Source organism: Streptomyces sp. NRRL B-1347, assembly GCF_000720325.1.
GTDB lineage: Bacteria > Actinomycetota > Actinomycetes > Streptomycetales > Streptomycetaceae > Streptomyces.
In genome coordinates, this window is sequence record NZ_JOJM01000032.1 from 20,018 (window position 1) to 46,381 (window position 26,364).

Consider the following 26,364-nt stretch of genomic DNA (forward strand, 5'->3'; position numbering starts at 1 on the left):
CAAACCGGCGAACCACGCCGGGCCGCGCGGCCTCCGCCGAGTCCGACGCGTTCGGAGCCGGGGACCCACCATGATCTTGGGGTGAATCCGTCCCGGCGCACCGCGCACGGGCCGGTAGGGCAGCCCTTCCGAACCGCCCGAACCCGACAGCTAACCCGGTAGGCGGTCCACGGAAGGAGTCGCCTCCCTTGGCGTCGCACCGCAAGCCGCGCACCCGCTCCCCCCTGGCACGCAGCGCCCCCGCACTCGGCATCACGACGGCCGCGCTGACCTCCGTAGCGCTCCTGTCACAGAGCGCGAACGCCGCGCCGTCCGCCCCTTCGGCACCGGCCGGGCCCGCCGAGCCGAGCCTCGAAGAGGTCCAGAAGAAGGTCGACGACCTCTACCACCAGGCGGGCGTGGCCACCCAGAAGTACAACTCGGCCAAGGAACGCACCGACAAGCAGCGCAAGCACGTCGACAAGCTCCTGGACGACGTCGCCGAACGCACGGACAACCTGAACGAGGCCCGGCGGCAGCTCGGCTCGTTCGCGGCCGCCCAGTACCGCACCGGCGCCGTCTCCGAGACCGCCGCGCTGATGCTCGCCGACGACCCGAAGGGGTTCTTCGACCAGAACCATCTCGCGGACCGGCTCACGAGCCGCCAGAAGAAGGCGGTCGACGACTACCAGACGCAGCAGGTGGCGGCCATCAAGCAGCGCGCGAAGGCCACGAAGAGCCTCAAGACGCTCAGCGACTCCCGCGACGAGCTGAAGTCCAGCAAGCGGACCGTCCAGACCAAGCTCGGCGAGGCCCGCACGCTCCTTTCGAAGCTGACCGCCGAGGAGAAGGCACGGCTCGCCGCGATCGAGAAGCGGAAGGAGGAGGCCGCCCGGCGCAAGGCCGCCGAGCTGGCGCGCAAGCAGGCCGAAGCGGAGCGCAAACGGAAGGCCGAGGAGGCGGAGCGGCGGGAGCGCGAGCGGGAGCAGGGCAAGGACCCGGACCAGGGCTCCGGGGACTCGGGGACGGGGTCCGGGTCGGGCTCCGGCACCGGCACCGGCACCGGCACCGGCTCGGGATCAGGTTCCGGTTCTGGCTCCGGTTCCGGTTCCGGGGACACGGACAGCGGGTACGCCGCGAAGGCCGAGAAGGTGATCGCCTTCGCCGAGAAGCAGATCGGCAAGCCCTACGTGTGGGGCGCCACCGGGCCTGGTTCGTACGACTGCTCCGGGCTCACGCAGGCCGCGTGGAAGACCGCCGGGATCTCGCTGCCCCGCACCACCTGGGACCAGGTGAAGACCGGCACCAAGGTGTCCACGTCCAGCGCCGAACGCGGCGACCTGGTCTTCTTCTACGACGACATCAGCCACGTCGGGATCTACATAGGCAACGGCAAGATGATCCACGCCCCGAAGCCGGGCGCGAACGTGCGCGTCGAGTCGATCTACTACATGCCGATCCACAGCGTGGTCCGACCGGCGTGACCGAGGCCGGTGTCTGAGGTCTCCGTAGCGGGGCGACAGGAAATCGACCTCTACGGAGAGGGCGCATACGCGTGGGGGCCCGCACCCGGTCCGGGTGCGGGCCCCCACGCGTGCGGCGGGCGGCGGGCGGTTACGTCCACAGGACGGCGATGAAGATGTTCGCCGTCGTCAGCGCGCCGACCGCGCCGAACATCGCCTTGTCCACCCTCTCCTCGTCGCGCTTGAGGTACACGAGCCCGAGGATCACGACGAGGACCGCCATCTTGATGCCGATCTTGAGGTTGTTGACCTCGTTGTCGTCGGCCTGGTTCAGGCCGACCAGGGCCACGCCCGTGATCAGCATGGTGAGCGCGCCGTGCAGCATCGCGGGGCTGAAGCGGGCCGTGCCGTCACCCATCGCCTTCATCTGGGTCAGGAAGCCGCCCAGGAGCGAGGCGATGCCGATGATGTGCAGGCCGACGAAGAGATGGATGAGTACGTCCATGGGGCGGAGCCTAACCGGGCCCGTATCACCGCCCATCAGGCAGGTGGGCCACAAACGCCACATCGGTCACAGGAACGGGTGAAGCGGGCGCCGACCGGCCGCCGGGGCGGTCGCGTCCGGTCACGACCGGGCCGCGGGCGCCACTTCCGCACAACAGGTCACGGCCCGGTGACGGCGAGGTTTAGCGTCCATGACCGGTGACCGGCTCCCCACCGTCGTCCGGACCAGGGACGGCAGCCGGACATCACCGCCGAGAAGTCCGGCGGCGCCCCGTTCCCCCTGTGCGCGGCGCCGCCGGACCCGGCCCCGACCCCCGTGGCGGGCCGTACCGGACCTGGTCACTGTGGAAGGACGTGGAGCCTCCGTGGCACAGCACCGCAAGCCGAAGCAGCGCTCGCTCAGCGGCCATACGGCCCGTACCGCCGCGACCCTCGCCCTGGCGTCGGCCGCCACGGCGACCGCCTTCGAGGGCACCGGACACGCCGAGCCGCGGCTCTCCCCCGGCGAGGTGAAGACCAAGGTCGACGAGCTCTACCGCGAGGCGGAGGTCGCCACCGAGAAGTACAACGGCGCCAAGGAAAAGGCCGACCGGGCCGAGGAGTCGCTGCGGGACCTGCGCGACGAGGCCGCCCGCAAGACGGATCGGCTCAACTCGGCACGCCAGGGCCTGGGCTCCCTGGCCACCGCCCAGTACCGCACCGGAGCCATGGACCCGTCCGTCCAGCTCGCGCTCTCCGCCGAGCCGGACGCCTTCCTCGACCGGGCCGCCCGCGCCGACCACGCGGGACGGCGCCAGGCCGCCGAGGTCGCCGACGTACGACGGCAGGTCCGGGAGCTCGACCAGCTCCGCACCGAGGCCGACGACACCCTCGGGGACCTCAAGTCCCGTCAGGCGGACCTGAGGAAGCACAAGAAGACCGTGACCGGAAAGCTCGGCGAGGCCAAGCGGCTGCTCGCCCGCCTTACCGCCGACGAACGGGCACGCCTCGCCGCCACCGAGCGCGGCGAGGACAGCGCGGGCGGCGACGGCGCCGCGGACCCCGACCGGGCCTCACGGGCCGACACGCGCGGCACGGCCCCGACCGGTGCCGTGAAGGCCCCCAACTCCCGCGCCGCACAGGCCGTCTCGTACGCCCGCAAAGCGCTCGGCAGCCCCTACGTGTGGGGCGCCACGGGCCCGAACGCCTTCGACTGCTCCGGCCTCACCCAGGCCGCCTACCGCGCTGCGGGCGTCTCGCTGCCGCGCACGACCTACGCCCAGATCGACGCGGGCCGTCGCGTCGGGCGCTCCGAACTCCAGCCGGGCGACCTGGTGTTCTTCTACTCCGGCATCAGCCACGTCGGCCTCTACGTGGGCGGCGGCCAGATGATCCACGCGCCCAACCCCAGCGCTCCGGTCCGCCTGGCCCCCATCGACCAGATGCCGTTCGCGGGGGCCACGCGGGTGGCGTGAGGGCGGTCCGAGGGGAGCCTGAGGGTCGCGTGGGAGCGGGTGCGGCGACCCCTGTCAGACCAGCCGTCGGGCCGTCGCCCACCTCGTCAGCTCGTGCCGGTTCGACAGCTGGAGCTTCCTCAGGACCGCCGACACGTGCGACTCGACCGTCTTCACGGAGATGTACAGCTGCTTGGCGATCTCCTTGTACGCGTACCCGCGCGCGATGAGGCGCAGCACCTCGCGCTCGCGCTGGGTGAGGCGGTCCAGGTCCTCGTCGACCGGCGCCGCGTCCGTCGACGCGAAGGCGTCCAGGACGAAACCGGCCAGGCGCGGCGAGAACACCGCGTCGCCCTCCTGCACCCGGAAGATCGAGTCGACCAGGTCGGTGCCGGTGATGGTCTTGGTGACATAGCCGCGGGCGCCGCCCCGGATGACGCCGATGACGTCCTCCGCGGCGTCCGAGACGGACAGCGCGAGGAACCGCACCGGGCTCTCCGCGTCCACCATCAACGGCGCGCAGCGGCGCAGGACCTCCACCCCGCCGCCGCCCGGCAGATGCACGTCGAGCAGCACGACCTCGGGCCGGGTCGCCGTGATCACCGTGACCGCCTGGTCGACGTCCGCGGCCTCGCCGACGACCTCGACGCCCGTGCGCTCGGTCTGGCCGATCTCCGCCTGCACTCCGGTGCGGAACATCCGGTGGTCGTCGACCAGGACGACCTTCACCCGCCGCGCGGCGCCGGTCCCGGCCTCCGCTGCCCCGGCGGCCGGATCCACGGGCCCGCTCGCTTCGGTCGCGTCGCTCATGTCGCCGCCGTCCTCTCCATCTCCAGCTCGACTTCCGTGCCGCCGCCCGGCACCGTGCGCAGCCGCGCCGTACCGCCGTTGCGCTGCATGCGGCCGATGATCGATTCTCGTACGCCCATGCGGTCGTCCGGCACCGCGTCCAGGTCGAAGCCCGGGCCCCGGTCGCGGACGGACACGAAGACCGTCTCCCCCTCGACCTCGGCGAAGACCTGCACCGCGCCGCCCTCGCCACCGTACTTGGCGGCGTTCACCATCGCTTCCCTCGCGGCCTGCATCTGTGCCGTCAGGCGCTCGTCGAGCGGGCAGTCGCCGACGACGACCACCTCGATGGGGACGCCGTGCTTGTCCTCGACCTCCGCGGCGTTGCGCCGGACCGCCTCGGCGAGGGTGTCCGGCTCCTCCGCCTCCTCCTTGCCGGTGCCCTCCGGCTTGTACAGCCAGGCGCGCAGGTCGCGCTCCTGGGCGCGGGCGAGGCGGCGGACCTCCCCGGCGCTGTCCGCGTTGCGCTGGATGAGCGTCAGGGTGTGCAGCACCGAGTCGTGCACGTGGGCGGCGACCTCCGCGCGCTCCTGGGCGCGGATGCGCATGAGGCGCTCCTCGGAGAGGTCCTGGGTCATGCGGACGAGATAGGGGCCCGCGAGCAGCGCTATGCCGACGAGCACCGCGAGCGCCGCCTGCAGGGCCGCGCTCAGGTCGGACGCGGAGCCGCGCAGCACGAAGATGCCGGACACGCCGACGCCGACGAGGAGGACACCGGCCGCGGTCCGGGCGATCGTCAGGGTGCGGCGCTTGCGGCCCACCTCCATCCAGCGGGCCCGCCGGGCGTTGTCCGCCTGGCGCCAGACGAGGGCGACACCGGCGGCGACGAGCAGCGTCGGCCAGAGATACGCCTTCGTCGGGCCGCCGAGGTCCATGCTGCCGACGAAGACCATGGCGACGGCGAGCATCGCGAGGAGCGCGACGATCTGGCCCTTGTCCGGCTTGCGGGCGACGAGTCTGCGGCGGCCGTCCGCGGCCGTCTCCGTGGTCACCACGGCGGCGCGCTGGGCGGCGACGCCGCCCACGCCGAGCGGCACGAAGAACCAGAAGGCCGCGTACAGCAGCGCGCCCAGGCCGTTCGCCGTGAACAGGCCGATGAAGATGAGCCGGACCCAGATGACGGGCAGCCCGAGGTGGCCCGCGAGGCCGCGCGCGACCCCGCCGAGCAGGCGGCCCTCGCCGCTGCGATAGAGCTTCCGCAGCGGCCGCTCGTCTTCGATGGGTACAGCTGCGGCTTCCGGCATGTCACCGATGGTCACACGCGGGCGGGGCCGGGGGCATCAGGGTCCATCCCCGAGACTCCCCTGATCTCCGGGCAGTCAGGGGCGGGCTCGGGGACGGTCAGGGGCGATTTCAGGGTTCGGCCAGGGTTGTCCCGACTGCCGCGGGCGGGGCGGGGCCGTCACCATGGACTCATGACAGATCAGCAGCCCGCGCCGGGCCCTCGGGCCCCGTCGCGCGATCATCCGTCCGCGACGGCCGAGGAGCCGGGCGGTCCGGAGGTCACGCGCGAGCGGAAGTTCCGCCGCGACCCCCGGCACCGCAGGCTGGGCGGCGTGTGCGCGGGCCTCGGCCGGCACTGCGACATGGACCCGGTGATCTTCCGCATCGGCCTGGCCGTGCTCGCGGTCACGAGCGGCCTCGGCCTGGTCTTCTACGGCTTCGCGTGGCTGCTCATTCCGTACGAGGGCGAGGAGGAGAACGAGGCGCGGCGCCTGCTGACCGCCCGCGTCGACGGCCACGCCCTCGCAGCGGTCCTCTTCGCCCTCGTCGGCTGCGGTGTGTTCCTGACCCTGATCGGCAATGGCGGGGCGCTGACCTTCGCGGCCGTCCTCGGCATCCTCCTCGCGGGCGCGGGGTACTGGTCGCGCCAGCGCGGCGCCCCGGATCCCGACCCGGCAGCCGCGCAGGCCGTCGCGGACGCCCCGCCGGAGACGAAGGCGCCGCCCGTCACCGGGGCCCCGTCCTGGTGGCGCACCCCCGTGGGCGAGGAGGGCCCGCCGAAGTACTTCTGGGGCCCGGAGCCGATCGCGGTGGAGTATCAGCCGGCCCCTGGGCACACCCCGGCGTGGGGCGCGCCCCCCTTGGACAAGGAGCCGCGCGGGCGTCGCGGGCCGCGCTGGATCGGTGGCTGGGTGTTCCTGGCCGCCCTGCTCGCGGCCGGCCTCGGCACGGGCCTGACCTGGGAGGACCAGCCGCTCGGTACCAGCTTGCAGACGGGCTTCGCCTGCGCGCTCGCCGTGTTCGGCCTGGGCATCGCGGTCAGCTCGTTCCTGGGGCGCACGGGCGCCGGCTCCCTCCTGCTCGCGGTGATCACCGCCGCCCTCGTCGCCACCTCCGCGGCCCTGCCGAAGAACATCACGACGGATTGGATACGCAAGGACTGGACCCCGGCCACGGCCTCGGACGTCCGCCCGCGGTACGAGCTGGGGACGGGCGTCGCCACCCTGGACCTGAGCCGGGTCGACCTCCGCAAGGACCAGACGGTGCGCACGCGGGCGGAGGTGGGCGCCGGGAAGCTGAAGGTGATCGTGCCCGAGGACGCCAAGGTGGACCTGAGGATCGAGGTGGGTGTCGGGGACATCCAGCTGCCCAGCGACGACAGTCAGGACGTGGACATCGCCCCCGACAAGCACAAGAAGGTGACGCTGGACCCGCCCGCGGGCGTCAAGGCCGAAGGCGCGCTCGACCTGCGGCTCGAGGTCGGCGTCGGACAGGCGGAGGTGGCACGTGCTGCGTCATGAGCTCCAGCCGGGCCGGCTGGTCGCGGGCTTCTTCGTGGCGGTCGCCGGGCTCGTCTACGCGGGCGACGCGGGCGGTCTGTGGGACACGCCCTGGTTCGTGATCATCCCGATCATGACGGGAGGTCTGTGCCTCGCGGGCGCCACGGCGACCCTGGCCCACGGCATACGCAAGGGCCGCGGGCTCAGCACCGGCGGCCGCGCGGACGGACCGCGCCCCGTGGACCCGGGCGAAACGCACGCGGCCGACGCGGGCGAGTCGGACCGGGGCTAGCGCAGGCGCAGCCCGGACGCGCCGCGGCGTTGGGCGAGCCAGGCGTCGACGGAGAGGAAGGCCGCCCCGGCAAGCACGAGCGGCAGCCAGGCCATCAAGTAGGCGAGGTCATTGCCGTAGTAGTACGGCTCGGCGGACCAGCTCATGGTCAGCCAGAGGCTGAGCGAGATCAGCGCGCCGCCGAGCGCGGCGATCCGGGCGAGCAGGCCGATGAGGGTGCCGATGCCGACGGCCAGTTCGCCGAGGGCGATGGCGTAGCCGAAGCCGACGGGGCTCTTCAGGGCCAGGTCGACGAGCTCGGGGATGGCGGAGATGTCGCGGATGTTGCGCATCTGGTCGCCGATCGAGCCGGCGCCGCTCGCCTTCATGAAGGCGCTGTCGGTCAGCTTGTCCAGGCCCGCGTAGATGAAGGTGACGCCGAGGAAGATCCTCAACGGGAGCAGGGCGTAGCGGGTGGCGTTGTCCCGCCAGTCGTTCCGCCGGGCATAGCCGCCGTGGGTGTCCGTGCGCATGCCGTGGACCATGGCTGTCCGCCGCCTCTCCCGTTGAGCCGTCAACTGACGATACGTAGGAAAGGGAGTCGCCGCTCAGTGGCGTGCGGCGGATTCCGTGAGGTGTGCCCGGAAACCACTGGGGGTCGGCGGTTCCGGGCCTGCGGAAGGGGGAGCGCATGCGTCCGTTCGACGCGGTGCGGGCCGCGGGGCGGTGTGTCGCGCGGTCCGTGCGGAAGCTGGTGCGGCGGGGCGGTCAGTCCGTCACGTCGATGGTGCAGCGGTTGGTCTCGACACCAGCCGCCGTGATCACTTGGACGTCGACGCGGCCGGGCTCGACGTCGACGGGTACGGGCACGGTCAGGACGGTGTCCGAGGGGTTGGTGAAGCCCCCGGCGACCGGCACGAGCGGCACGTGGACGTGGACGGTGCCGATGCGGACGGCCATCCGGGCGAGCCGGTCCGCGCTCTGCGCGCCGGGCGGTACGAAGCCCGCGCCGCGGATCTCGATGTCGTCGCCGGTGCGGATCGGCGCGTCCAGATCGCCTGCCTCGCGGGCGCGGACGACGGACAGGATCACGGGTCGGCCGCCCTCGGAGTACTTGCCCGCCACGTATGTGGCGGCCGATACGAGCACGAGGAGGGCGAGGCCCCAGGGCAGGTCGGGCAGCTGCTCGGGACGGCGGGCGAGCCGAACGGCGACGAAGACGGCGGCTGCGGTGCTGACGAGGAGGTACTGGGCGTCCGCGAAGTGGCCGCGGCCCGAGTCGTCGGTGAGGAGGTCGGCGGCCCTCGGCCGGTCGGCGCGCACCTTCTGCAGCTTCTGTCCGAGGACCCTGAGGCCCACGACGCGGCGGACGAGCACGGCGACGGCGCAGACGACGGCGAGGACGGTCACCAGGCCCGCGGCGCGGTCGAGTTGGAGGCCGTCGATGAGGGCGTCACGCCGGTCGTCGCCGGAGGCCGCGGCGAGTTCACCCGCGAGGACGAGCACGGCGAAGACGACGAGCAGCACCCAGGAGGCGGCGACCGCGCGCGAGGTGGACAGGCGGTTGTCCTCACCGATGACGGGCGCGAGCACGCCGCCGCGCGCGCGGTGCAGATATGCGGCGCCGGACAGCAGGAAGGCCATGGCGAGCGCCGCGAGCAGTCCGGCCGTGCGCGTGTCCGTCCAGCCGGTGCCGACGGCCGTGAGCGCCTGGACGAGCAGCAGCGCGACGACGCCCGCCCAGACGGCGGCGAGGGTGTACCGCCACAGCCGGGTGAGCCAGGCCGCCCCCTCGGCGCGCCCGCGTTCGGCGACGGCCTTGGCGGACTGGGTCAGCTCGTCCGACACCCACTGGCGGGACGCGCCCGCCGAGTGGACGACGGCCGCGGGCACGCCCTGCCCGGCCGCCAACTCGTCGCGTTTGGCGAGGAACGCGGCCACGGCGCGCCGATGCCCCTCGCGTGCGCCGTGCGGGCAGTCCCCGCACGTGCAGCCACCCCCGTGCGTGCTCTGCCTGGCTTCCTGCACCGCCACCGCGTACCCCGCCTTCCCCGCCCTCGGCCGAGGCCGTGATCGAACCCGTGACCGGCTCTGCCGCCACCCACGCGCCCGCGAACTACCTTGCAATGACTGGGAATTGTGCCGTACGGACGCCTGTGCGCGTTCCGCGGGTCAGGTCAGCGGGGGTGGACCGGGGGCACGCGTGTTGACGCGGGGTCAACGCGGGCCCGGACGGGCGGTGGGTCGCCGCGGGCGGGGCGCCCGTCGTCCGGCGGGTTCAGGCGAGCAGATCGGGTTCGGCGCGGCTGATGTCCTGCCACAGGGACTGGTAGTTGATCCAGGCCACGAGGTCGCCGCCGAGCTGGTCCCGGGTCCGCACCGCCTCGTCGTGCCCGATGAGGACCGGGCGCCCGGCGGCGCGGGCGGTGAGCTGGACCTGGCTGGAGCGCTCCATGGAGATGAACCACCAGGCGGCGGCGTCGACGGAGCCGCCCACGGTGAGCAGCCCGTGGTTGCGCAGGATGAGCGCCTTGTGGTCGTCGAGGGCGGCGGCGACGCGGCGGCATTCGTCGGCGTCCACGGCGACGCCCGTGTAGGCGTCGTACAGGGCGTGGCTCTCGTAGAAGGCGCAGGACTCCTGGGTGAGGGGTTCGAGGAGTTCGCCGAGGGCGGCGAGGGCGCGGCCGTGCACGGAGTGGCAGTGGGCGACGGCGACGGCGTCGGGCCGGGCCCTGTGGACCTCGGCGTGGACGGCGAACGCGGCCTGGTTGACGTGGTGGCGCCCCTCGACGACCTGACCCGCCGCGTTGACGAGGACGAGGTCGCTGACGGTGATGTGCTTGAAGGGCATGCCGAAGGGGTTCACCCAGAAGCAGTCCGGGTGTTGGGGGTCGCGCGCGGTGATGTGGCCGGAGACGCCGTCCTCGTAGCCGAGGCGGCCGAAGACGCGCAGGGCGCCGGCGAGCCGCTCCTTGCGGTGGCGCCGTTCGTCCTCCGGCGTGTCGTGCACCGGGGGCATCGCGAACTGGAGCCGCTCGACGGGTATGGGTGTGGGCGCCCGCATCTGTCCTCCGTCCCTGGTCGTACGGAGCGGAAGTTACCGCCGGTCAGCGAAGGGCGACAGGGGCCTTCTGTGAAGAGAGTCTGGAGCCGGACGCGCCGGGCGGTGGCGCGGCGGCCCGTAAAGGGCGACAGGAGGTGTCTGGTTTCGGCGTCAGACTGTCGCTATGACAGGCAACTGGAAAGCGTTCGCGACGTCGGAACCCGAGCTGGCCCGGACGGTCGAGGAGCGCTTCGGGCAGTTCACGCACCACACCCTGGCGACGCTGCGCAAGGACGGGTGCCGCGCACGTCGGGCATCGAAGTCCGCTTCCTGAACGGCGAGTTGTGGCTGGGGATGATGCCGGGCTCGCTCAAGGCGCTGGACCTGCGGCGCGATCCGCGGTGCACGCTCCAGGCGAACCTGGGTTCCGGCACGGAGATGGGCGGCGGGGACGTGCGCATCTCCGGTCGTGCGGTGGAGGTGCGCGACCCGGAGACGGTGAAGCTGTACGCGGACGAGGTGCGGCCGCCGGATCCGTCGGCGTTCCATCTGTTCCGGGTGGAGCTGACGGAGGTCGTGCGGACGTTCATCGAGGACGACAAGTATCTGGCCGTGCAGGTGTGGAAGCCGGGGCAGCCGGTGCGCACGACACGGCGGACGTGAGGGCGGCGGACGTGAGGGCGGCGGACGTGAGAACGCCGGTGCCGCCGTCCCCTGCGGGGGCGGCGGCACCGGCGTTCAGGCCTGGGGGCGCGGGCGGGCCGTGCGGCCCGGACCGACCGTGGGGCTCGGCCCCTGCGGTCGGGTCACTCCCACTCGATGGTGCCCGGCGGCTTGCTGGTCACGTCGAGGACGACACGGTTGACGTCGGCGACCTCGTTGGTGATGCGGGTCGAGATCTTCGCGAGCACGTCGTACGGCAGGCGCGACCAGTCGGCCGTCATGGCGTCCTCGGAGGAGACGGGGCGCAGCACGATCGGGTGGCCGTAGGTGCGGCCGTCGCCCTGGACGCCCACGGAGCGGACGTCGGCGAGGAGCACCACGGGGCACTGCCAGATCTCGCGGTCGAGCCCGGCGGCGGTCAGCTCCTCGCGGGCGATGGCGTCGGCCTCGCGCAGCAGGTCGAGCCGCTCGCGAGTGACCTCGCCGACGATGCGGATGCCGAGGCCGGGGCCCGGGAAGGGCTGGCGCTGGACGATCTCGTCGGGCAGGCCGAGCTCCTGGCCGACCATGCGCACCTCGTCCTTGAACAGCTTGCGCAGCGGTTCGACGAGCTGGAACTCGAGGTCCTCGGGGAGGCCGCCCACGTTGTGGTGGGACTTGATGTTGGCGGTGCCGGTGCCGCCGCCGGACTCGACGACGTCCGGGTAGAGGGTGCCCTGGACCAGGAACTCGACGGCCTCGCCGTCGGCGGCGCCCTCGGCGACGATCTCGGCCTGGGCCTGCTCGAAGACGCGGATGAACTCGCGCCCGATGATCTTCCGCTTCTCCTCGGGGTCGGACACCCCGGCGAGCGCGGCGAGGAACCGCTCCTGGGCGTCGACGACCTTCAGCTGCACGCCGGTGGCGGCCACGAAGTCCTTCTCGACCTGCTCGGTCTCGCCCTGGCGCATCAGGCCGTGGTCGACGTACACGCAGGTGAGCTGGGAGCCGATGGCCTTCTGCACCAGGGCGGCGGCCACGGCGGAGTCGACGCCGCCGGACAGGCCGCAGATGGCGCGCTTGGTGCCGACCTGGGCGCGGATGGCGGCGACCTGCTCGTCGATGACGTTGCCGGTGGTCCAGTTCGGCTTCAGGCCCGCGCCGCGGTAGAGGAAGTGCTCCAGGACCTGCTGGCCGTGCGTGGAGTGCATGACCTCGGGGTGGTACTGGACGCCGTAGAGCTTCTTCTCGTCGTTCTCGAAGGCGGCGACCGGGACGACGTCCGTGGAGGCGGTGACGGCGAAGCCCTCGGGGGCGGCGCTGCACGCGTCGCCGTGGGACATCCACACGGACTGCTCGGCCGGGGTGCCCTCGAAGAGGGTCGAGCCGGGCTTGGAGACGCTGAGCGGGGTGCGGCCGTACTCACGGGCGCCGGTGTTGTCGACGGTGCCGCCGAGGGTGGTCGCCATCAGCTGGAAGCCGTAGCACATGCCGAAGACGGGGACGCCCGCCTCGAACAGGGCGCGATCGACCGACGGGGCCTGTTCCGCGTACACCGAAGACGGGCCGCCGGAGAGGATGATCGCCGCAGGGTTCTTGGCGAGCATCTCAGAGACCGGCATGGTGCTCGGCACGATCTCGCTGTAGACCCGGGCTTCGCGGACGCGGCGGGCGATGAGCTGGGCGTACTGCGCTCCGAAGTCGACGACCAGAACGGTGTCGGGAGCGGCGGCAGCGGGAGTCGCTGAGGACACGGCGGCGGCCTTCCGGCGTTGAGCGTGCGCAGGAGGTTCGTGAGCGGAAGGGTGCACGAGGGGTGCGCGCGCGGTTGGAGCTGGGGTTGTTTTGTCGATTCTAACGGGCCTGGGCGTGGCGCCTTCGTCGTATCCGACGGACCGCGGGCCCGAAGGCCCGGCGGCAGGGGCTTCCCGACGGCCGCCCGGCCCCCGCTCCCGGGCCCGCCCGACCGTCCCGTCCAGGCCGGTTCCAGCCCTGTGGGCGGACCGGCAGCCCTCAGGGCAGCCCGGAGAGGGCAGCGGTCCCGCGTCTCAGCATGCGAGTCAGGTCACACACCGGTTTGACCCGCCGTGCGCGCCTGGGGGCATACTGGCTCCGTGACCAAGCACCTCAGCTTCCTCTTTACCTATGGCATCCGGCCCGCCGGCTGCCATGGTCGAGCTGCTTGATCACCTGACAAGCGACTTCCCAGGCGCCCCGGGCCGACAAGGCCCGGGGCGTCCCGTCGTTTCCGGGTCCTTATCCCGGGGCACCGCCGCCATCCGATTCAGCGAGGAGCCCCACCATGACCGCCACGACCGCCACCACGACCGCCGCCACGCAGCAGCCCACCGCCCCGGCCCGCACGCCCGCGCCCGAGCGGACCGGGGCCCGTACGCCCGAAGCCGCCGAGCTGATCGGCGGCGCCCGTGAGCGGATTGACGCGCTCGACGACCGGATCATTGGTCTGGTCCAGGAGCGGATGGCGGTCTCGGCGGTGATCCAGGAGGCCCGCATCGGTTCGGGCGGGCGGCGCGTGAACCTCTCGCGCGAGATGGAGATCCTCGCCCACTACCGGGACGCGCTCGGCAAGCCCGGCACCGCGCTCGCGATGACGCTCCTCGAACTGTGCCGCGGCCGCGTCTGAGCCGTCCGGCAGGGGCACACCAGCCGCTCGACAGGGCCACACCCTCCGCTCCGCAAGGGCGCGCCATCCGCTCGGCGAGGGCGCGCCATCCGCCCGGCAAGGGCACGCCGGGAGCGGTCCGGCCCCGCCCGAGAGGGGGTACGCGCGCACGCGGAACCGCTGCGCCACGGACCTGAGTTCGGACGCCTTCTCACCCGTACGGCGCGTGACCGGTTCCCGACGGCCTTCGTTGGTCCCGATGTCCGTGCCAGCCAGGGGCGGGCCCGAAAGAACCACGCGTGGCTCCTCCGCTGGGGCGATGAGGCGTACGGATCATTCGTACGCCGTGGGACCTCGCCCCAGAGATGTGACCGGACGGCAGGGGACAGCAGCCCGGTCACCCAGGGAACGGTCGGCTCCGGGGACGCCCGGGGCCGACCGGCCTCAAGCTCTTCCGCTCGGGTGTTCCCCTCGGGCACAAGTGGATGCGGTCGAAACGGTTGCGCGGAGAACCGGCCATCCTCCACGATGCGTAAGAGGGCGAGCGAGCAGCCCAGCACTACAGAATTCCATTGCCATTGGTCTGGACCAGATGTGCGCCCCTTGCGCGCCGGGTCGGCCACCGGCACACGAGCCAGCGGCGTACTCCCCCCGGCGCCGCCCCGAAGCACCGACGCTGCCCTGACGTCGGTGCTGACAGCCAAGGGCCCCGCGGTTCCGTCCCGCGGGGCCCTTCGCTCGTGCGCCGAGCGGCGGCGGGCCCGGCCCGCCGCCGCTCGGCGCCTACTTCACCTTGGCCAGCTGCGCGTCCATGACCGCCGCGGGAACCTTCGGCTGCGCGTCCGCCGCGTCCGTCGCCGGCAGGTCCGGCTCCCCGGCCTCGCGGCTCTCCTTGTCCAGCGCCGCGCTCCGGGGGTCGTAGAAGTTCGACGCGGCGAAGGACACGAGCGTGGACCCCTCGCGCACGACGGTGACCGTCCAGCGCTTCAGGAACTCGCCCTGACGGCTGCCGAGGCGGTAGCTGACGGCTCCGTCACCCTTGTCCGGCGCGGTCAGCGCCTTGACGCCCGAGTAGCGCAGGTCGCCGGTGCGGAAGGCGGCGCACTTCCCGGCATCGGCGGCCGTGCGCAGCTTCCCGAGGGCGCGCGCGGCCGCGTCCTCACTGGCGTACGCGTACAGCTCGACGTCCGTCGTCGACACGTTACGGGCGCCCTTGCCGGTGACGGTGCGGCCGACGTGGCCCTTCGCGCCGGGCGGGGTGGCGGACGTCAGGAGGTCCGCCAAGGGTGCGCAGGCGGCCGGGGAGGCCGACGCTCCGGCCCACGCGGCCTCCAGCTTGTTCGGCTTGCGCGTCGCCACGTCGTGGCCGCGGACGTCGCCCTTGGCCAGGGACGCCGCCGTCAGCTTGGCGGGGGCGCCACCGCCGTCACGCGCGCCACCACCGCCTCCTGAGCCGCCGCCGTCACGTGCGCGTCCGCCATCGGCGTCCGGGGCTCCGGCGCTGTCCCGCTCCTTCGGCTTCGCCTGCTCCGTCGACGACTTGCCCTCGTCACGGCCGCCGCCGTCACCGCCGCCGCACGCGGCGGTCAGACCCAGCGTCGCCGCGACCGAGGCGGCCACCACCACGCGCGACACAGCTGACTTCACGTTCCCCTACTTTCGCCTTGACCGATTCCGCAACCGGTTCCGCAGCACGCAGCTCGCAGCTCGCAGCTCGCAGCACTTCAGAACGCGGAACACAGGTGCGGAGTCACCCGCACCCCCTCTACGACCGAAGATCGCCGCAGGTGGTTCCACGGTTCGGCATCGAATTGCAAACGGTCACCCCTGCCAGGGCCAGAACCGGTACGGGCTCAGGAGCAGGATCGCGAGGACCATGAAGCCCACGACGATCACCACGCTGCGGACCTGGCGCCAGCGCCCGGACCCGGCGCCGCCGCGGCGCGGCCCGGTGGGCGCGGCCCGCCAGTCGTCCGGACGCCAGGGCGCGGCGGCCGCCTCCTTGCGCTTGCGGCGCTTGCGCCCCACCGTGCCCTCGGCCTGCTGCCGAGCCGCCTCCGCGTCCAGTTTGCGCAGCCTTTCGGCCACCATGCGCGCCCGCGCCGACGGCTCCTTGGGCGCCGACGCGCGGATGTCCCGCTCGCTGTCCTCCGCGAACCTCCGCCACACCTCGTCGGATATGGGCCCCTCGTCTTCGGGCTCGCGCGGCGACTGCACGGACACTGTGCTCCCCTCCCCCGCCCGTTGCCCCGCAGCGGGTCCATCTCGCTTGCAAACGGGGGAAGTTCTACGACACCCCACGAGGGCCGCACAAGCCCGGACCCTTCACATCCTCCCGAGGTGTGACCCAAACCACATAAAGTTTCCGTGAGTTCGGGTGCAACCATTCACAGGAAACACAAGTCATGCATGCGTAACTACGGCCACTTCCGTGTCTCGGCGCGGAGGCCCCAGCTTCGTGCCGCGCAGGGACGCGCGGCACGCCGGACTCACCGAGGTCTTCATGAAGCTTCGCCGTGCCCTGGCCGCCGCGGCCGCCACCGCCGCGCTCGCCCCGCTCGCGCTGCTCTCGGCCCCGGCCGCGCTCGCGACCGAGGGCGACGCGACGACGCCCGGCACGAGCGTGAGCGAGACCCCGGACCCCGCCGCCACGCCCACGCCCACACCAGGCACGGAGGATCCGGCGGAGAAGCCCGGTGGCGAGCCTGGCGGCCCCGATGAGCCCGGTGCCGACAAGCCCGCTGAGCCCGGCGGCAAGCCCGGCGGCGCGCAGAAGCCCGGCGAGAAGCCGGGTGCCGGTGAGAAGCCGGGCGAGGAGCCCGGCGGCAAGCCCGGTGACGAGGGCGGCAAGCCCGGCGGCGAAGAAGGCCCCAAGCCCCCGTCCAAGGGCAAGGACCACGAGGAGAAGCCCTCCCCCGAGCCCTGCGAGGTCGACGACGAGACCGGCGAGGACCTCGACAGCCGCCTCGAACTGAGCCTCAAGGGCCTGCCCGGCAAGATCGTCGCGGGCAGCGGCTGGCACGAGTTCACGCTGACCGCGGCCAACCCCAGCGACGACGAGCTCGGCGAGGTCAACTGGCTCGCGGCCGTGGACAACTTCTCCAACAGCGAGCACGAGCGGAACTGGCTGAGCACGTACGCGCGCATCCAGTACTTCGACCCCGAGGCCAAGGGCTGGAAGTCGATCGTCGACGAGGTCTCGGACGGCAGCTACTTCGGGAAGACCACGCTGGGCGCCCACGAGCAGATCGAGCTCCAGCTGCGCCTCGACATCAGCGCCAAGGCCCCGGCGGGCCCGGGCTACGCGCTCGGCCTCGGCGGCTACACGGACGCCGAGCTCGAGTGCACGCACAGCTCGTTCGACTTCTTCGAGTTCACGGTCCTGAAGCCGGGCAGCGACATCGACTACCCGGGCGAGGCCATCGAGCTGCCGGACAAGCCCGCCCCGCGCCCCGCGCCCAAGCCGCAGGGCGGCATCAAGCCCATCAAGCACACCACCGTGACGACGGCCCCGACGCCCAGCGGCAGCCTCGCCGAGACCGGGTCGAGCTCCGCGCTGCCGACCATCGGCATCGTGGGCGGCGTCGCCGTCGTCGCGGGCGCGGGCGCCGTGTTCGTGGTGCGCCGTCGTGGTAACTCGGACGCTGCGTAACGCGCTCCGCGCGCGGATGTGACACGAGACCACCGCAAGACGCGAAGGACCTGCACTCGGAGGGGGGTGCAGGTCCTTTCGCCATTCCGGACCCCTTGAAGCCCCGCGAGCCCCAGGAGCCGCTGGAGAGCCCCTGGAGCCCCGCCCAGTCACCCCTTGGGCGGTACCACCGGCATCCCGAGGAACGGCAGCCGCAGCGCCCCGAACGCGTCCGCCGGGACCGCCGGGGACTTCGGCTCGACCGGCGCGAGACGCACGTACGCGACGCCCTGCGCGGGACGCGGATCGGCGCCGCCCTTGTTCGGCCAGAACGACATGGCGCGCTCCGCCTGCGCGGTGATCGTGAGGGACGGGTTCACGCCGAGGTTCGCGGACACCGCCGAGCCGTCGACCACGGAGATCCCCGGGTGGCCGTACAGCCGGTGGTAGGGGTCGATGACGCCCGTCTCCGGCGAGTCGCCGATCGGGCAGCCGCCCAGGAAGTGCGCGGTGAGCGGGGTGCCCATCAGCTCGCCGACGTTCGAACCGGGGAAGCCGTTGATCTCCTCCGCGATGAGGGTCGCGGCGCGGGTGGCCTCCGGAATCTGGTCCGGGTTGGGCGCGCCGTGGCCCTGCCGGGCCGTCAGCAGGCCCTTGCCCAGGCCCTTCTCCTTGCGGTACGTGGTCAGCGAGTTGTCAAGGGTCTGCATGACGAGGCCGATGATCGTGCGCTCCGACCAGCGGCGGTTCGACAGGGAGCGCAGGGTGAGCACCGGGTGGCGGGCGGAGTTGGCGAGCCAGCCCGCGACGCGCGCCTTGCCGCCCTTGGCGGTGTACGGCACCTGGAGCAGGGTCAGGCTGCCCATCGCGTTGGACTTCTTGCCGTAGCGGACGGGCTCGATGTGGGTGGTGCCGTTCGGGTGGATGGACGAGGTGATGGCCACGCCCCTGCTGAAGTCGGCCCGGTCGCCCTGGGTGCTGCCGTGGCGCTTGCGGTAGCGCCGGTCGGAGGTCTGCGCGCCCACCAGGGCCTCCGAGTTGGTGCGGGTCAGCTCGCCGAGGCGCCGGGAGACGCGCGGCAGCAGATGGCTGTCCTTCATGCGGTGCAGCAGCGTCTGCGTGCCGTAGGTGCCCGCGGCCAGGACGACGCGGCGGGCCCGGAACGTGTGCCCCTTGCCCTTGCGCTTGTTGTCGGTGGGCAGCGTGGCCACGGCGTAGCCGCCGCGCGAGTCCTCGGTGAGGGCGACCACGGTCGTCATCGGGTGGATGACCGCGCCGGCCTTCTCGGCGAGGTACAGGTAGTTCTCGGTGAGCGTGTTCTTCGCGCCGTGGCGGCAGCCCGTCATGCACTCGCCGCACTCGGTGCAGGCCCGGCGCGCGGGGCCCGCGCCGCCGAAGTACGGGTCGGGAACTTCCGCGCCGGGCCCGGCCGTTGACTCACCGGTGGCGTCCCGTCCGTCGCCGAAGAAGACACCGACCGGTGCCATGTGGAAGCTGTCGCCCACCCCCATGGCCTCGGCGGCCGCCTTGAGATGGACGTCGGAGGGAGTCGTCGTTGGATTGAGCCGCACCCCGAGCATGCGCTTGGCCTGCTCGTAGTACGGACGCAGCTCGTCCTGCCAGTCCGTGATGCCCTTCCACTGCGGATCGTCGAAGAACGCCGCAGGCGGTACGTAGAGCGTGTTCGCGTAGTTCAGCGATCCGCCGCCCACGCCCGCGCCCGCCAGGACCATCACGTTGCCCAGCAGATGGATGCGTTGGATGCCGTAAAGGCCGAGTGCCGGGGCCCATAGGTAGTTCTTCAGGTCCCAGGAGTTCTTGGGCAGCGTGGCGCGGGTGAAGCGGCGGCCCGCTTCCAGGACGCCGACGCGGTAGCCCTTCTCGGTGAGCCGCAGCGCGGCCACGGAGCCTCCGAAGCCGGAGCCTATGACGATGACGTCGTAGTCGTGGCCCGCGCCGTCCTCGCTCTGGACGGAGTTCTCCTGCGGCATTGGGGTCTCCTCGCATCTGCGGGCTCGTCGTGGCTGGTCGCGCAGTTCCCCGCGCCCCTTCGGGGCGCTCCCGTCAACGCAGCCGCAAGGCCTTCATCACCTTCAGGCTCGTCGTCATGAACTTCGCGTACTTCTCGTCGTCCATGCCGAACGACGGCGCCAGCGGCATGAGGCGCTGGTGGGCCACGGTCTGCGCCTCGGTGTACTTGAGGATGCCCTCGGAGCCGTGGCGGCGGCCGAGACCCGAGTCCTTCATGCCGCCCATCGGCGACTGCACGCTGCCGTAGGCGGGCGCGAAGCCCTCGTTGACGTTCACGGTGCCGGTGCGCAGGCGGGCGGCGACCGCGCGGCCGCGCTTGCCGTCCTTCGTCCAGACCGAGGAGTTCAGGCCGTAGGGCGTCGCGTTGGCGAGCTCCACCGCCTCGTTCTCGTCGGTGAAGCGGTAGATCGAGACGACCGGGCCGAAGGTCTCCTCCGTGCACACGGCCATGGGCGACTCGACGCCGTCGAGGATGGTGGGCTCGTAGAAGTACGGGCCGATGTCGGGCCGGGCCGTGCCGCCCGCGACGAGGGTCGCGCCCTTGGCGACGGCCTCGTCGACGTGGCGCCGGGTGGTCTCCAGCTGCCGCTCGCCGACCAGCGAGCCCATCTCGGCGCCGTAAGCGAGCGAGCGCCCGAGCCGCATCGCCCTGGTGCGCGCGGCGAACCGCTCGACGAACACGTCCGCGATCGACTCGTGGACGTACAACCGCTCGATGGATATGCACAGTTGGCCCGCGGAGGAGAAGCAGGCGCGCACCGCGCCCGCGGCGGCCTTCTCCACGTCGGCGTCGTGCAGGACCAGCATGGCGTTCTTGCCGCCGAGTTCGAGGGAGACGCCGACGAGCCGGGCCGCGGCGCCCGTGGCGACCTCGCGCCCGGTGCGCGTCGAGCCGGTGAAGGAGACGTAGTCGGCGTGCTTGACGATCTCGGGGCCCACGACGGGGCCTTCGCCGAGCACGACCTGGAACACCTCGGAGGGCAGCCCCGCCTCGACGATGAGGTCCCTGGCCCACAGCGCGGTCAGGGCGGTCTCCGTGTCCGGCTTCATGACAAGGGCGTTGCCCGCGACGAGCGCGGGCAGCGCGTCGCCGATGGACAGCTCCAAGGGGTAGTTCCACGGCGCGATCTGGCCGACGACACCGCGCGGCTGACGCAGCTCGGTGACCTTCGTCAGGGCCGGTACGACACCGGTGTGGCGCTTGGGGCTCAGATAGGCGGGCGCGCGACGGCCGTAGTGGCGGGCCGCGACGACGACGGCCTGGATCTCCTCGTGCGCGTGCAGCCGCGCCTTGCCGGTCTCCAGCTGGATCAGGTCGAGCGCCTCGCCCTGGCGCTGGAGCAGCAGGTCGTGGAAGCGCAGGAGCACGGCGGCGCGCTGGCGCACCGGCGTGCGCGCCCAGGCGATCTGCGCGGTACGGGCCCGCTGGAAGGCGGTGGCGACGTCCTCGGGCGTGGACTCCGGCAGCTCGGCCAACTGCTCGCCGGTGAACGGCGTGTGGTTGGCCGTGCGGCCCGAGCCGAGCACGCCCCGGGTGAGCTGGGCCACCAGTTCCGGCGTGACCACGTCGGCGGCGGTGCGGGCACCGCGCGGGGCCTGAGCGATCGGGTTCGTACCGAGGGATGCCGCGGGGGCCTGCGAGTCCGTCATGACGGTGAGCGTATGCCTGGGCGGACGCTTTGGGTACCCATGGGTAACGAGCTTTCACCGCTCTCCCACGCGGGCTCGGCACCCCTCCTGCACCGCGCCAGTGCCCGCTGGCAGCAAAGCCGCTGATCAGGGCGTTAGCCGGAGCCGGTCGCGCCCTTGCCCACCTTCAGACGGTCCCGCGCGGCCTTGAAGAGAGCGGTGCCCCGCTTCTCGTGCCCGGCGACGCCCTTGGGCATCCGCACCATCAGCTCGTAGGCCTCACCGGCATCGGTGAGGATCATCAGCCGCATCTCACGGGTGACCGCCGGATCCGTCTTCCCCTCGCGCTTCTCACCCGCCTCGCCCTTCTTGTACGCGGCGTCGAGCAGCGCCGCGCCCTGGCCGTGGAAGCTCGTCGGGGACATGGCCGTGGTGACCGCGTCGTACGGCGGTTCCTCGTACTCCTGACGCTCCTGGTCCGCCCAGGCGAGCGCGTTCTTCGCGGGAGGCTTCGCGGACTTGGTGAGCCGCAGAAAGACCCGGCCGCCCGGCTCGGAGTACTCGACGTATGCGGCGTTGTCAGCGTCCTCGGCGTTCTCGCCGTTCTCGCCGCTCGGGTTCGCCGGGTCGCGGACGACCTCCGTGTACGAGGCCGGCACGGAGACCTCGGCGGACAGCGCGCGCTCCTTGTGCGCCTTCCAGCGCGGGCCGGACGACGGCTTGCTCGCGCCCGACGCCACGGACTCCTCCGGCGCCACCTCGGCGGGCGGGAACTCGCCCATCTCGCCGATCTCTTCGCCCACGTCGGAGACCGACTGCCCCTCCTCGTACGCCTCCCCGCCGTCGCCGTCCGCCAGGGAGGTGCCGAGCCAGACTCCGCCGCCGACGAGCAGGGCGCCCACGAGGGCCCCGGCGAGCAGGGTGGGGGTGCGACGGCGGGCCGCTGCCGCACGGCCCCCGGGCCCGCCCCTTCCCGAACCGGGGGCTTCGCCCGCCGAGCCCTCCCCATCGGCGCTCCGCGCCTCGTCCTCAAACGCCGGAGAGGCTGGATCCCTCCGGTGCGGCACGGCCTCCTCGCGCACCACGTCGGCGGGCGACTCCGCCACCTCACCGAGCGCCGCCGCCACCTCCGGCGCGGTAGGGCGCTCCTGCGGGTCCCGGTGCAGCAACGCCTCGATCAGGGGCCCAGTTCGCCCGCCTGCCCGGGCTTCGGCGCCTGTGCCGCGAGGACGGCCGCGAGGGTCGACTCCAGCGTCGTACGGCGGAACGGAGAGCGGCCCTCCACGGCCGCGTACAACAGGACGCCGAGGGACCACAGGTCGGAGGCCGGGCCCGCGCCGGGGCCCGACATCCGCTCGGGGGCGATGAACTCCAGCGAGCCGACGAACTCGCCGCTGACCGTCAGGGACTCCTCGCCCTGGATGCGGGCGATGCCGAAGTCGGTGAGCACGACACGGCCGTGCGGCCCGAGCAGCACGTTCGCGGGCTTCACGTCGCGGTGCACGATGCCCTTGGCGTGCGCGGCCGCGAGCGCGCCGACGAGGGCGAGGCCGATGCGAGCGGACTCGGCGGGCGACAGGGCGCCGCGCCTGAGCACCTCGTGCAGCGACTCGCCACGGATCAACTCCATGACGATCCAGGGCACTTCGTCGTCCTCGACGACCACGTCGAGGACGGCGACGGCCGCCGGGTGCTCGACCCGCGCCGCCGCCCGCGCCTCCCGCCGGAGCCGGGCGTACGCGCGCCGCCGCTCCTCGCCGTGCGGATCGCCGGGCAGCCGCGGCTCCTTGACGGCGACCTCGCGGTCCACCAGCTCGTCGACGGCACGCCACACGGTGCCCATGCCCCCGGAGCCGATGCGCTCGACGAGCCGGTAGCGGCCCCCGATCACACGTCCGCCCTCAGTACTCATGTCTCATGAGTACCGTGCGCGGACGCGCGGGGGCCAGCCCGGTGATCGCCCCGTGACCGAGCGTCAGCACCCGCCGCGTCAGGGCTTGCTGATCTCCAGGTCCGCGATGGCCTTCTCCGCCACCTCGCGGCCGCGCTCGGTGAAGTCGCTCTTGGCCGGGTAGTCGATCCACAGCTTGTACATGTCCCCGGACTTGGTCCGGTAGTAGAAGATCGTGGCCTCGCGCGGGTACTCCCGCTCGCTCTCCACGTTCGTGTAAGGGACGAGGTTCTCCGCGGACTGGCTGCCCTTGTAGTCGCCCTGCGTGGTCTTCTTGCCGGACCCCACCTTGTCGGGGCTCAGCGCCGAGTTGAGCACCGAGCTGCCGCCCTCCAGGTCCTTCATGTCCTCGTACGCCTCGGCCATGGAGGTGGCCGCGATGTACCCCGACTCGTCCTCGGACTTCTTGTCGAGGGACAGCGTCACCGAGATCTGGCCGCTGGTGTCCCGGTACGAGACCCAGTGCTCCTTCTCCGCCGCGTCGTCACCGGGCACCCACCCCACGTACCCCTTGGGCGCCGACACCGTGGCCCCGAGGTTCTTCTCCTCGTGCCGCTCCCAGGGATCGTCGTCCGACGAGCCGCCGAACGGATCGAGGGCCACGACCGCTCCTGCCGCCACCGCGAGGGCGGCCACGCCCCCGACGACCGCGAGCGCCTTGCGGCTGAGGAACACGCCCTTGCCGCGGGACGGCGCGTCGCCCGCGACCGTGATCAGCTGGGTGGCGGGCGGCCGCGGCGGCTCGGCGGCCTGCTCCAGGAGCGCCCGCACCCGCCCCGCGTTCGGGCGGTGCCCGGGGTCCTTGTGCAGCAGGCCATTAATGGCGTCGGCGAGCGGGCCCTGCGCGGAGGCGGGCGCGGCGGGCGTGGCGTTGAGGACGGACTGGAGCGTCGCGGGCGTGTTGCTGCGGCGGAAGGGCGACACGCCCTCCGTCGCCGCGTACAGGACGACGCCGAGCGACCACAGGTCGGACGCCGGACCCGGCCGCTGGCCGAGGACGCGCTCGGGGGCGATGAACTCGGGCGAGCCGACGAAGCCGCCGGTGTCCGTCAGATTCGTCTCGCCCTCGATCTGGGCGATGCCGAAGTCGGTGAGGACGACGCGGTCGTGGTCGCCGAGCATCACGTTGTCCGGCTTCACGTCGCGGTGCAGGATGCCCGCCGCGTGCGCCGCCTCCAGGGCGCCGAGCACTTCGAGGCCGACGCGCGCCGCCTCCCGCGCGCCGAGGGTGCCCTCGCGCAGCGCGGCGCCGAGCGAGCGGCCCCGTACGAACTCCATGACGATCCACGGCTGGCCGTCCTCGACGACGACGTCGTGGACGTTCACGACCGCCGGGTGGTCGAGGCGGGCGGCGGCGCGGGCCTCGCGGCGCATCCGCTCGAAGGCGTTGGCGCGCTCGCGGTCGGGCAGGTGGTCGGGGACGCGCGGCTCCTTGACGGCCACCTCGCGGTCCACGGTCTCGTCCTTGGCCCGCCAGACCGTGCCCATGCCGCCGTGCCCGAGCTTGCTGAGCAGCCGGTACCGGCCACCCACGAGACGGCCCGCGCCCGGTTCGGACCGGGTGGGCTGCGCGGCCGGAGCCGACGGTGCCTGCGGCGCGGCGGGCGGCTGCCCGCCGGACGGTGCCTGCTGGTTCGGGACGACCTGCGTCGGCTCGGCGTACGGATGCGGATACGGCGTCCCACCCTGCTCAGGAGGCTGCGGCGGCTGCAGCCCGTAACTGGTGGTGTCGTGCGGGCCGTAGCCGGCTCCCCCGTCGTTGCTCATGGACCCATGACTACCTTGCCGGGCGTGTCTGATTCCAGCCGGGGCCCCTACTTGTGACCGGGGTGATGCACGGCCCGGGAACTCACGCCCCCACCAGGCCCGTCAGCGGCGTACGAACGTGTCGACCGCGGTGTCGAAGTACCGCCGCCCCTGCCCGGCTTCGGACAGCGGTGCCGACACCCACACGTCGTACATCCGCCCGCCCTCCTCCCAGCACAGGTCGTAGGTGCGGCGCGCGCCTGCCCCGGCGCCGGGGCCGTCCCAGGTGAACTGGCGCAGCGCGGCGGGGCGGCCGTTGCGGGTGGTCTCGGTGACCTGCCCGGCGCGGTAGCCGGGGCTGTGCTCGGGGCCCTTCGCGTCGGCGCGGCGCTGGGCGGCGGCCGGGCCGCCGGGCACCGGTTTCGCGGCCTCGATGCCGACGGTGAAGGCGCCGTCCGGGGAGCTGTAGAAGGTGCGCGGCCCGTCCGTGGTGCGCCGGTGGCCCGTGGGCACGGCGAGCGCGAAGCCGCGTGGGTCCTTCGCCAGGCGGTAGCCGCGCGGGGCGTCGGGCGTGGAGGGCCGCACGGAGTCCGGCGTCTTGGTGACCGTGGAGGTGGCGGTGGGCCGGGGGGCGCTCGTGGCCGCGGTGCCGGGCACGTCCTGCGAGGTCGACGTGGCCGGATTTCCCCCCTCCCCTTCGCCGTCGCGGCCGAGCAGGAGCGCGGCGGCCGAGACCGCGCCGCCCGCGACGGCGGCGACGAGGACGGCGGCGATGAGCATCGTGCGGCCCTGCCGGCGGTTCAGCCGCCGCTGGCCGCCGTGCGGTCCCCGCTCGTACGGGTCCGCCGGCAGCGGAAGCAGCACCGCGGCCCTGGTCCGCGGGTATCTGGGCAGGTCACGCGGGGTCGGCGGCTGGCGTCCCGGGCGTAACGCGGCGGGCAGCAGGCCGGGGCCCGCCCGGTCCCCGTTGAGCCGCGGCATCGTGCCGGTCACGACGTACGTCCGCAGCAGCCGCTCCGCGGCGGTCACGTCGAGCCGTCTCTCCGGGTCGCGTTCGAGCAGACCGAGAACCACGGGCGCGATCGGCGCCGCGGCGGGCGGCGGGCGGATCTCGTCGAAGACGACGGCGTGCAGCACCCCGCCGATCGAGTCGCGGCGGAACGGCGACTCGCCGCTGACCGCCGCGACGAGCAGCGCCCCGAGCGACCACAGGTCGGACGCGGGCCCGGTGCGCTCGCCGGACATCCGCTCGGGCGCGGTGTACTCGGGCGAGCCGACGAACGTCCCGCTCTCGGTGAGCGTCGTGGCCCCGCTGACCTGCGCGATGCCGAAATCCGTGAGGACGACGCGCCCGGTGGCCTCCTCGATGAGGACGTTCGCGGGCTTCAGGTCGCGGTGCAGGATCCCGGCGGCGTGCGCGGTGCGCAGCGCGCCGAGCAGATCGAGGCCGACCCGGGCGGCCGCGTGCGGGCCGAGCGGCCCGGAGCGGGCGATGCGCCCCGCCAGCGAACCGCCGTCGACGTACTCCATGACGAGGTAGGCGTTGCCGTCCTGGACGAGCACGTCGTGCACGACCACGATGTGCGGATGCCGCAGGCGCGCCACCGCCCGCGCCTCGTGCAGGGTGCGCTCGCGCTGCCGGGCGGCGTCCTCGTCGGAGAGGGTCTCGTCGACCACGATCTCCTTGACGGCGACGCGGCGGCCGAGGAGCTGGTCGCTGGCCCGCCACACGACACCCATGCCGCCCCGGCCGAGCCGCGCTTCGAGGCGGTAACGACCGGCGATCACACGGGTGCTGTCACCCAGGCTCCCCATGCGGCCATCATGCCCCAGAGGTGTGGCCATC

At 72.9% G+C, this 26,364-nt stretch carries 19 protein-coding genes, 2 pseudogenes and 1 riboswitch; of the genes and pseudogenes, 7 read left to right on the forward strand and 14 right to left on the reverse strand.

Translation table 11 applies throughout. The features are described 5' to 3' along the window. Positions 1-24 precede the first annotated feature (24 nt). A riboswitch (cyclic di-AMP (ydaO/yuaA leader) is annotated at positions 25-181 on the forward strand. Positions 182-188: 7 nt separating this feature from the next. After that, positions 189-1,463: a C40 family peptidase gene (locus tag IG74_RS0125200; RefSeq protein WP_030681625.1), complete on the forward strand. Its 1,275-nt coding sequence runs from the start codon at positions 189-191 to the stop codon at positions 1,461-1,463. A gap of 130 nt (positions 1,464-1,593) precedes the next feature. Here IG74_RS0125200 and IG74_RS0125205 read toward each other — a convergent pair whose 3' ends face one another. Next, positions 1,594-1,947: a hypothetical protein gene (locus tag IG74_RS0125205; RefSeq protein WP_030681628.1), complete on the reverse strand. Its 354-nt coding sequence runs from the start codon at positions 1,945-1,947 to the stop codon at positions 1,594-1,596. A gap of 364 nt (positions 1,948-2,311) precedes the next feature. On the opposite strand from IG74_RS0125205, the gene IG74_RS0125210 reads away from it, so the two are divergent. After that, positions 2,312-3,400 carry a C40 family peptidase gene (locus tag IG74_RS0125210; protein WP_030681631.1) on the forward strand — a complete coding sequence of 363 codons (1,089 nt, stop codon included), beginning with the start codon at positions 2,312-2,314 and terminating at the stop codon, positions 3,398-3,400. 54 nt (positions 3,401-3,454) lie between these two features. Here the strand turns inward: IG74_RS0125210 and IG74_RS0125215 are convergent, their stop codons facing one another. Together IG74_RS0125215 and IG74_RS0125220 are read right to left on the reverse strand one after the other, a co-directional pair. After that, positions 3,455-4,189, reverse strand: coding sequence for a LuxR C-terminal-related transcriptional regulator (locus tag IG74_RS0125215; protein ID WP_030681634.1), 735 nt, complete (start codon positions 4,187-4,189; stop codon positions 3,455-3,457). Next, positions 4,186-5,472, reverse strand: coding sequence for a PspC domain-containing protein (locus IG74_RS0125220; RefSeq protein ID WP_030681637.1), 1,287 nt, complete (start codon positions 5,470-5,472; stop codon positions 4,186-4,188). Before IG74_RS0125220 ends, IG74_RS0125215 begins: the two co-directional genes overlap by 4 nt. A 171-nt stretch (positions 5,473-5,643) precedes the next feature. Here IG74_RS0125220 and IG74_RS0125225 point away from each other — a divergent pair, with 171 nt between their 5' ends. Together IG74_RS0125225 and IG74_RS0125230 are read left to right on the forward strand one after the other, a co-directional pair. Next, positions 5,644-6,972 (forward strand): PspC domain-containing protein, encoded by a 1,329-nt coding sequence (locus tag IG74_RS0125225; RefSeq protein WP_030681641.1) that lies wholly within the window; start codon positions 5,644-5,646, stop codon positions 6,970-6,972. Beyond that, positions 6,959-7,243, forward strand: coding sequence for a hypothetical protein (locus tag IG74_RS0125230; protein WP_051855351.1), 285 nt, complete (start codon positions 6,959-6,961; stop codon positions 7,241-7,243). The genes IG74_RS0125225 and IG74_RS0125230 overlap by 14 nt, the downstream gene beginning before the upstream one ends. On the opposite strand, the gene IG74_RS0125235 is transcribed toward IG74_RS0125230, so the two are convergent. The 3 genes from IG74_RS0125235 to IG74_RS0125245 all read right to left on the reverse strand — a co-directional run bounded on the left by IG74_RS0125235 (position 7,240) and on the right by IG74_RS0125245 (position 10,286). Further along, positions 7,240-7,767: a DoxX family protein gene (locus IG74_RS0125235; protein ID WP_030681645.1), complete on the reverse strand. Its 528-nt coding sequence runs from the start codon at positions 7,765-7,767 to the stop codon at positions 7,240-7,242. The genes IG74_RS0125230 and IG74_RS0125235 overlap by 4 nt on opposite strands. A 223-nt stretch (positions 7,768-7,990) precedes the next feature. After that, positions 7,991-9,256 carry a hypothetical protein gene (locus tag IG74_RS0125240; protein ID WP_030681649.1) on the reverse strand — a complete coding sequence of 422 codons (1,266 nt, stop codon included), beginning with the start codon at positions 9,254-9,256 and terminating at the stop codon, positions 7,991-7,993. A gap of 244 nt (positions 9,257-9,500) precedes the next feature. Next, positions 9,501-10,286 (reverse strand): class II aldolase/adducin family protein, encoded by a 786-nt coding sequence (locus IG74_RS0125245; RefSeq protein ID WP_030681651.1) that lies wholly within the window; start codon positions 10,284-10,286, stop codon positions 9,501-9,503. 163 nt (positions 10,287-10,449) lie between these two features. Here IG74_RS0125245 and IG74_RS46245 point away from each other — a divergent pair. Further along, positions 10,450-10,928 (forward strand): annotated as a pseudogene (locus IG74_RS46245) (pyridoxamine 5'-phosphate oxidase family protein). Positions 10,929-11,071: 143 nt separating this feature from the next. On the opposite strand, the gene guaA reads toward IG74_RS46245, so the two are convergent. After that, a complete protein-coding gene (gene guaA / locus IG74_RS0125255) occupies positions 11,072-12,661 on the reverse strand; it encodes a glutamine-hydrolyzing GMP synthase (protein WP_030681655.1) in 1,590 nt (529 codons plus the stop codon). Between the two features lie 548 nt (positions 12,662-13,209). Between guaA and IG74_RS0125260 the strand changes: the two genes are divergently transcribed. After that, positions 13,210-13,551 (forward strand): chorismate mutase, encoded by a 342-nt coding sequence (locus IG74_RS0125260; RefSeq protein ID WP_030681658.1) that lies wholly within the window; start codon positions 13,210-13,212, stop codon positions 13,549-13,551. A gap of 762 nt (positions 13,552-14,313) precedes the next feature. On the opposite strand, the gene IG74_RS0125265 is transcribed toward IG74_RS0125260, so the two are convergent. Further along, positions 14,314-15,177: a hypothetical protein gene (locus IG74_RS0125265; protein WP_158857755.1), complete on the reverse strand. Its 864-nt coding sequence runs from the start codon at positions 15,175-15,177 to the stop codon at positions 14,314-14,316. 174 nt (positions 15,178-15,351) lie between these two features. After that, the gene (locus IG74_RS0125270) at positions 15,352-15,753 is read right to left on the reverse strand and encodes a hypothetical protein (RefSeq protein ID WP_051855355.1); all 402 of its coding nucleotides are present in this window, start codon (positions 15,751-15,753) and stop codon (positions 15,352-15,354) included. A gap of 208 nt (positions 15,754-15,961) precedes the next feature. Here IG74_RS0125270 and IG74_RS0125275 point away from each other — a divergent pair, with 208 nt between their 5' ends. Beyond that, positions 15,962-17,182 carry an LAETG motif-containing sortase-dependent surface protein gene (locus tag IG74_RS0125275; RefSeq protein WP_234334452.1) on the forward strand — a complete coding sequence of 407 codons (1,221 nt, stop codon included), beginning with the start codon at positions 15,962-15,964 and terminating at the stop codon, positions 17,180-17,182. A 149-nt stretch (positions 17,183-17,331) separates the two neighbouring features. Here the strand turns inward: IG74_RS0125275 and IG74_RS0125280 are convergent, their stop codons facing one another. The 5 genes and pseudogenes from IG74_RS0125280 to IG74_RS0125300 form a co-directional block, all read right to left on the reverse strand. Further along, a complete protein-coding gene (locus tag IG74_RS0125280; RefSeq protein WP_030681672.1) occupies positions 17,332-19,152 on the reverse strand; it encodes a GMC oxidoreductase in 1,821 nt (606 codons plus the stop codon). Positions 19,153-19,225: 73 nt separating this feature from the next. Then, a complete protein-coding gene (locus tag IG74_RS0125285) occupies positions 19,226-20,842 on the reverse strand; it encodes a succinic semialdehyde dehydrogenase (RefSeq protein ID WP_030681675.1) in 1,617 nt (538 codons plus the stop codon). A gap of 1,079 nt (positions 20,843-21,921) precedes the next feature. Next, positions 21,922-22,733, reverse strand: a pseudogene (locus IG74_RS54440) (serine/threonine-protein kinase); the annotation flags it as partial. 78 nt (positions 22,734-22,811) lie between these two features. Next, entirely contained in the window at positions 22,812-24,539 is a 1,728-nt protein-coding gene (locus IG74_RS0125295) for a serine/threonine-protein kinase (protein ID WP_030681676.1), read from the reverse strand. Positions 24,540-24,641: 102 nt separating this feature from the next. Beyond that, positions 24,642-26,333 (reverse strand): serine/threonine-protein kinase, encoded by a 1,692-nt coding sequence (locus tag IG74_RS0125300; RefSeq protein ID WP_030681677.1) that lies wholly within the window; start codon positions 26,331-26,333, stop codon positions 24,642-24,644. Positions 26,334-26,364: the final 31 nt, after the last annotated feature.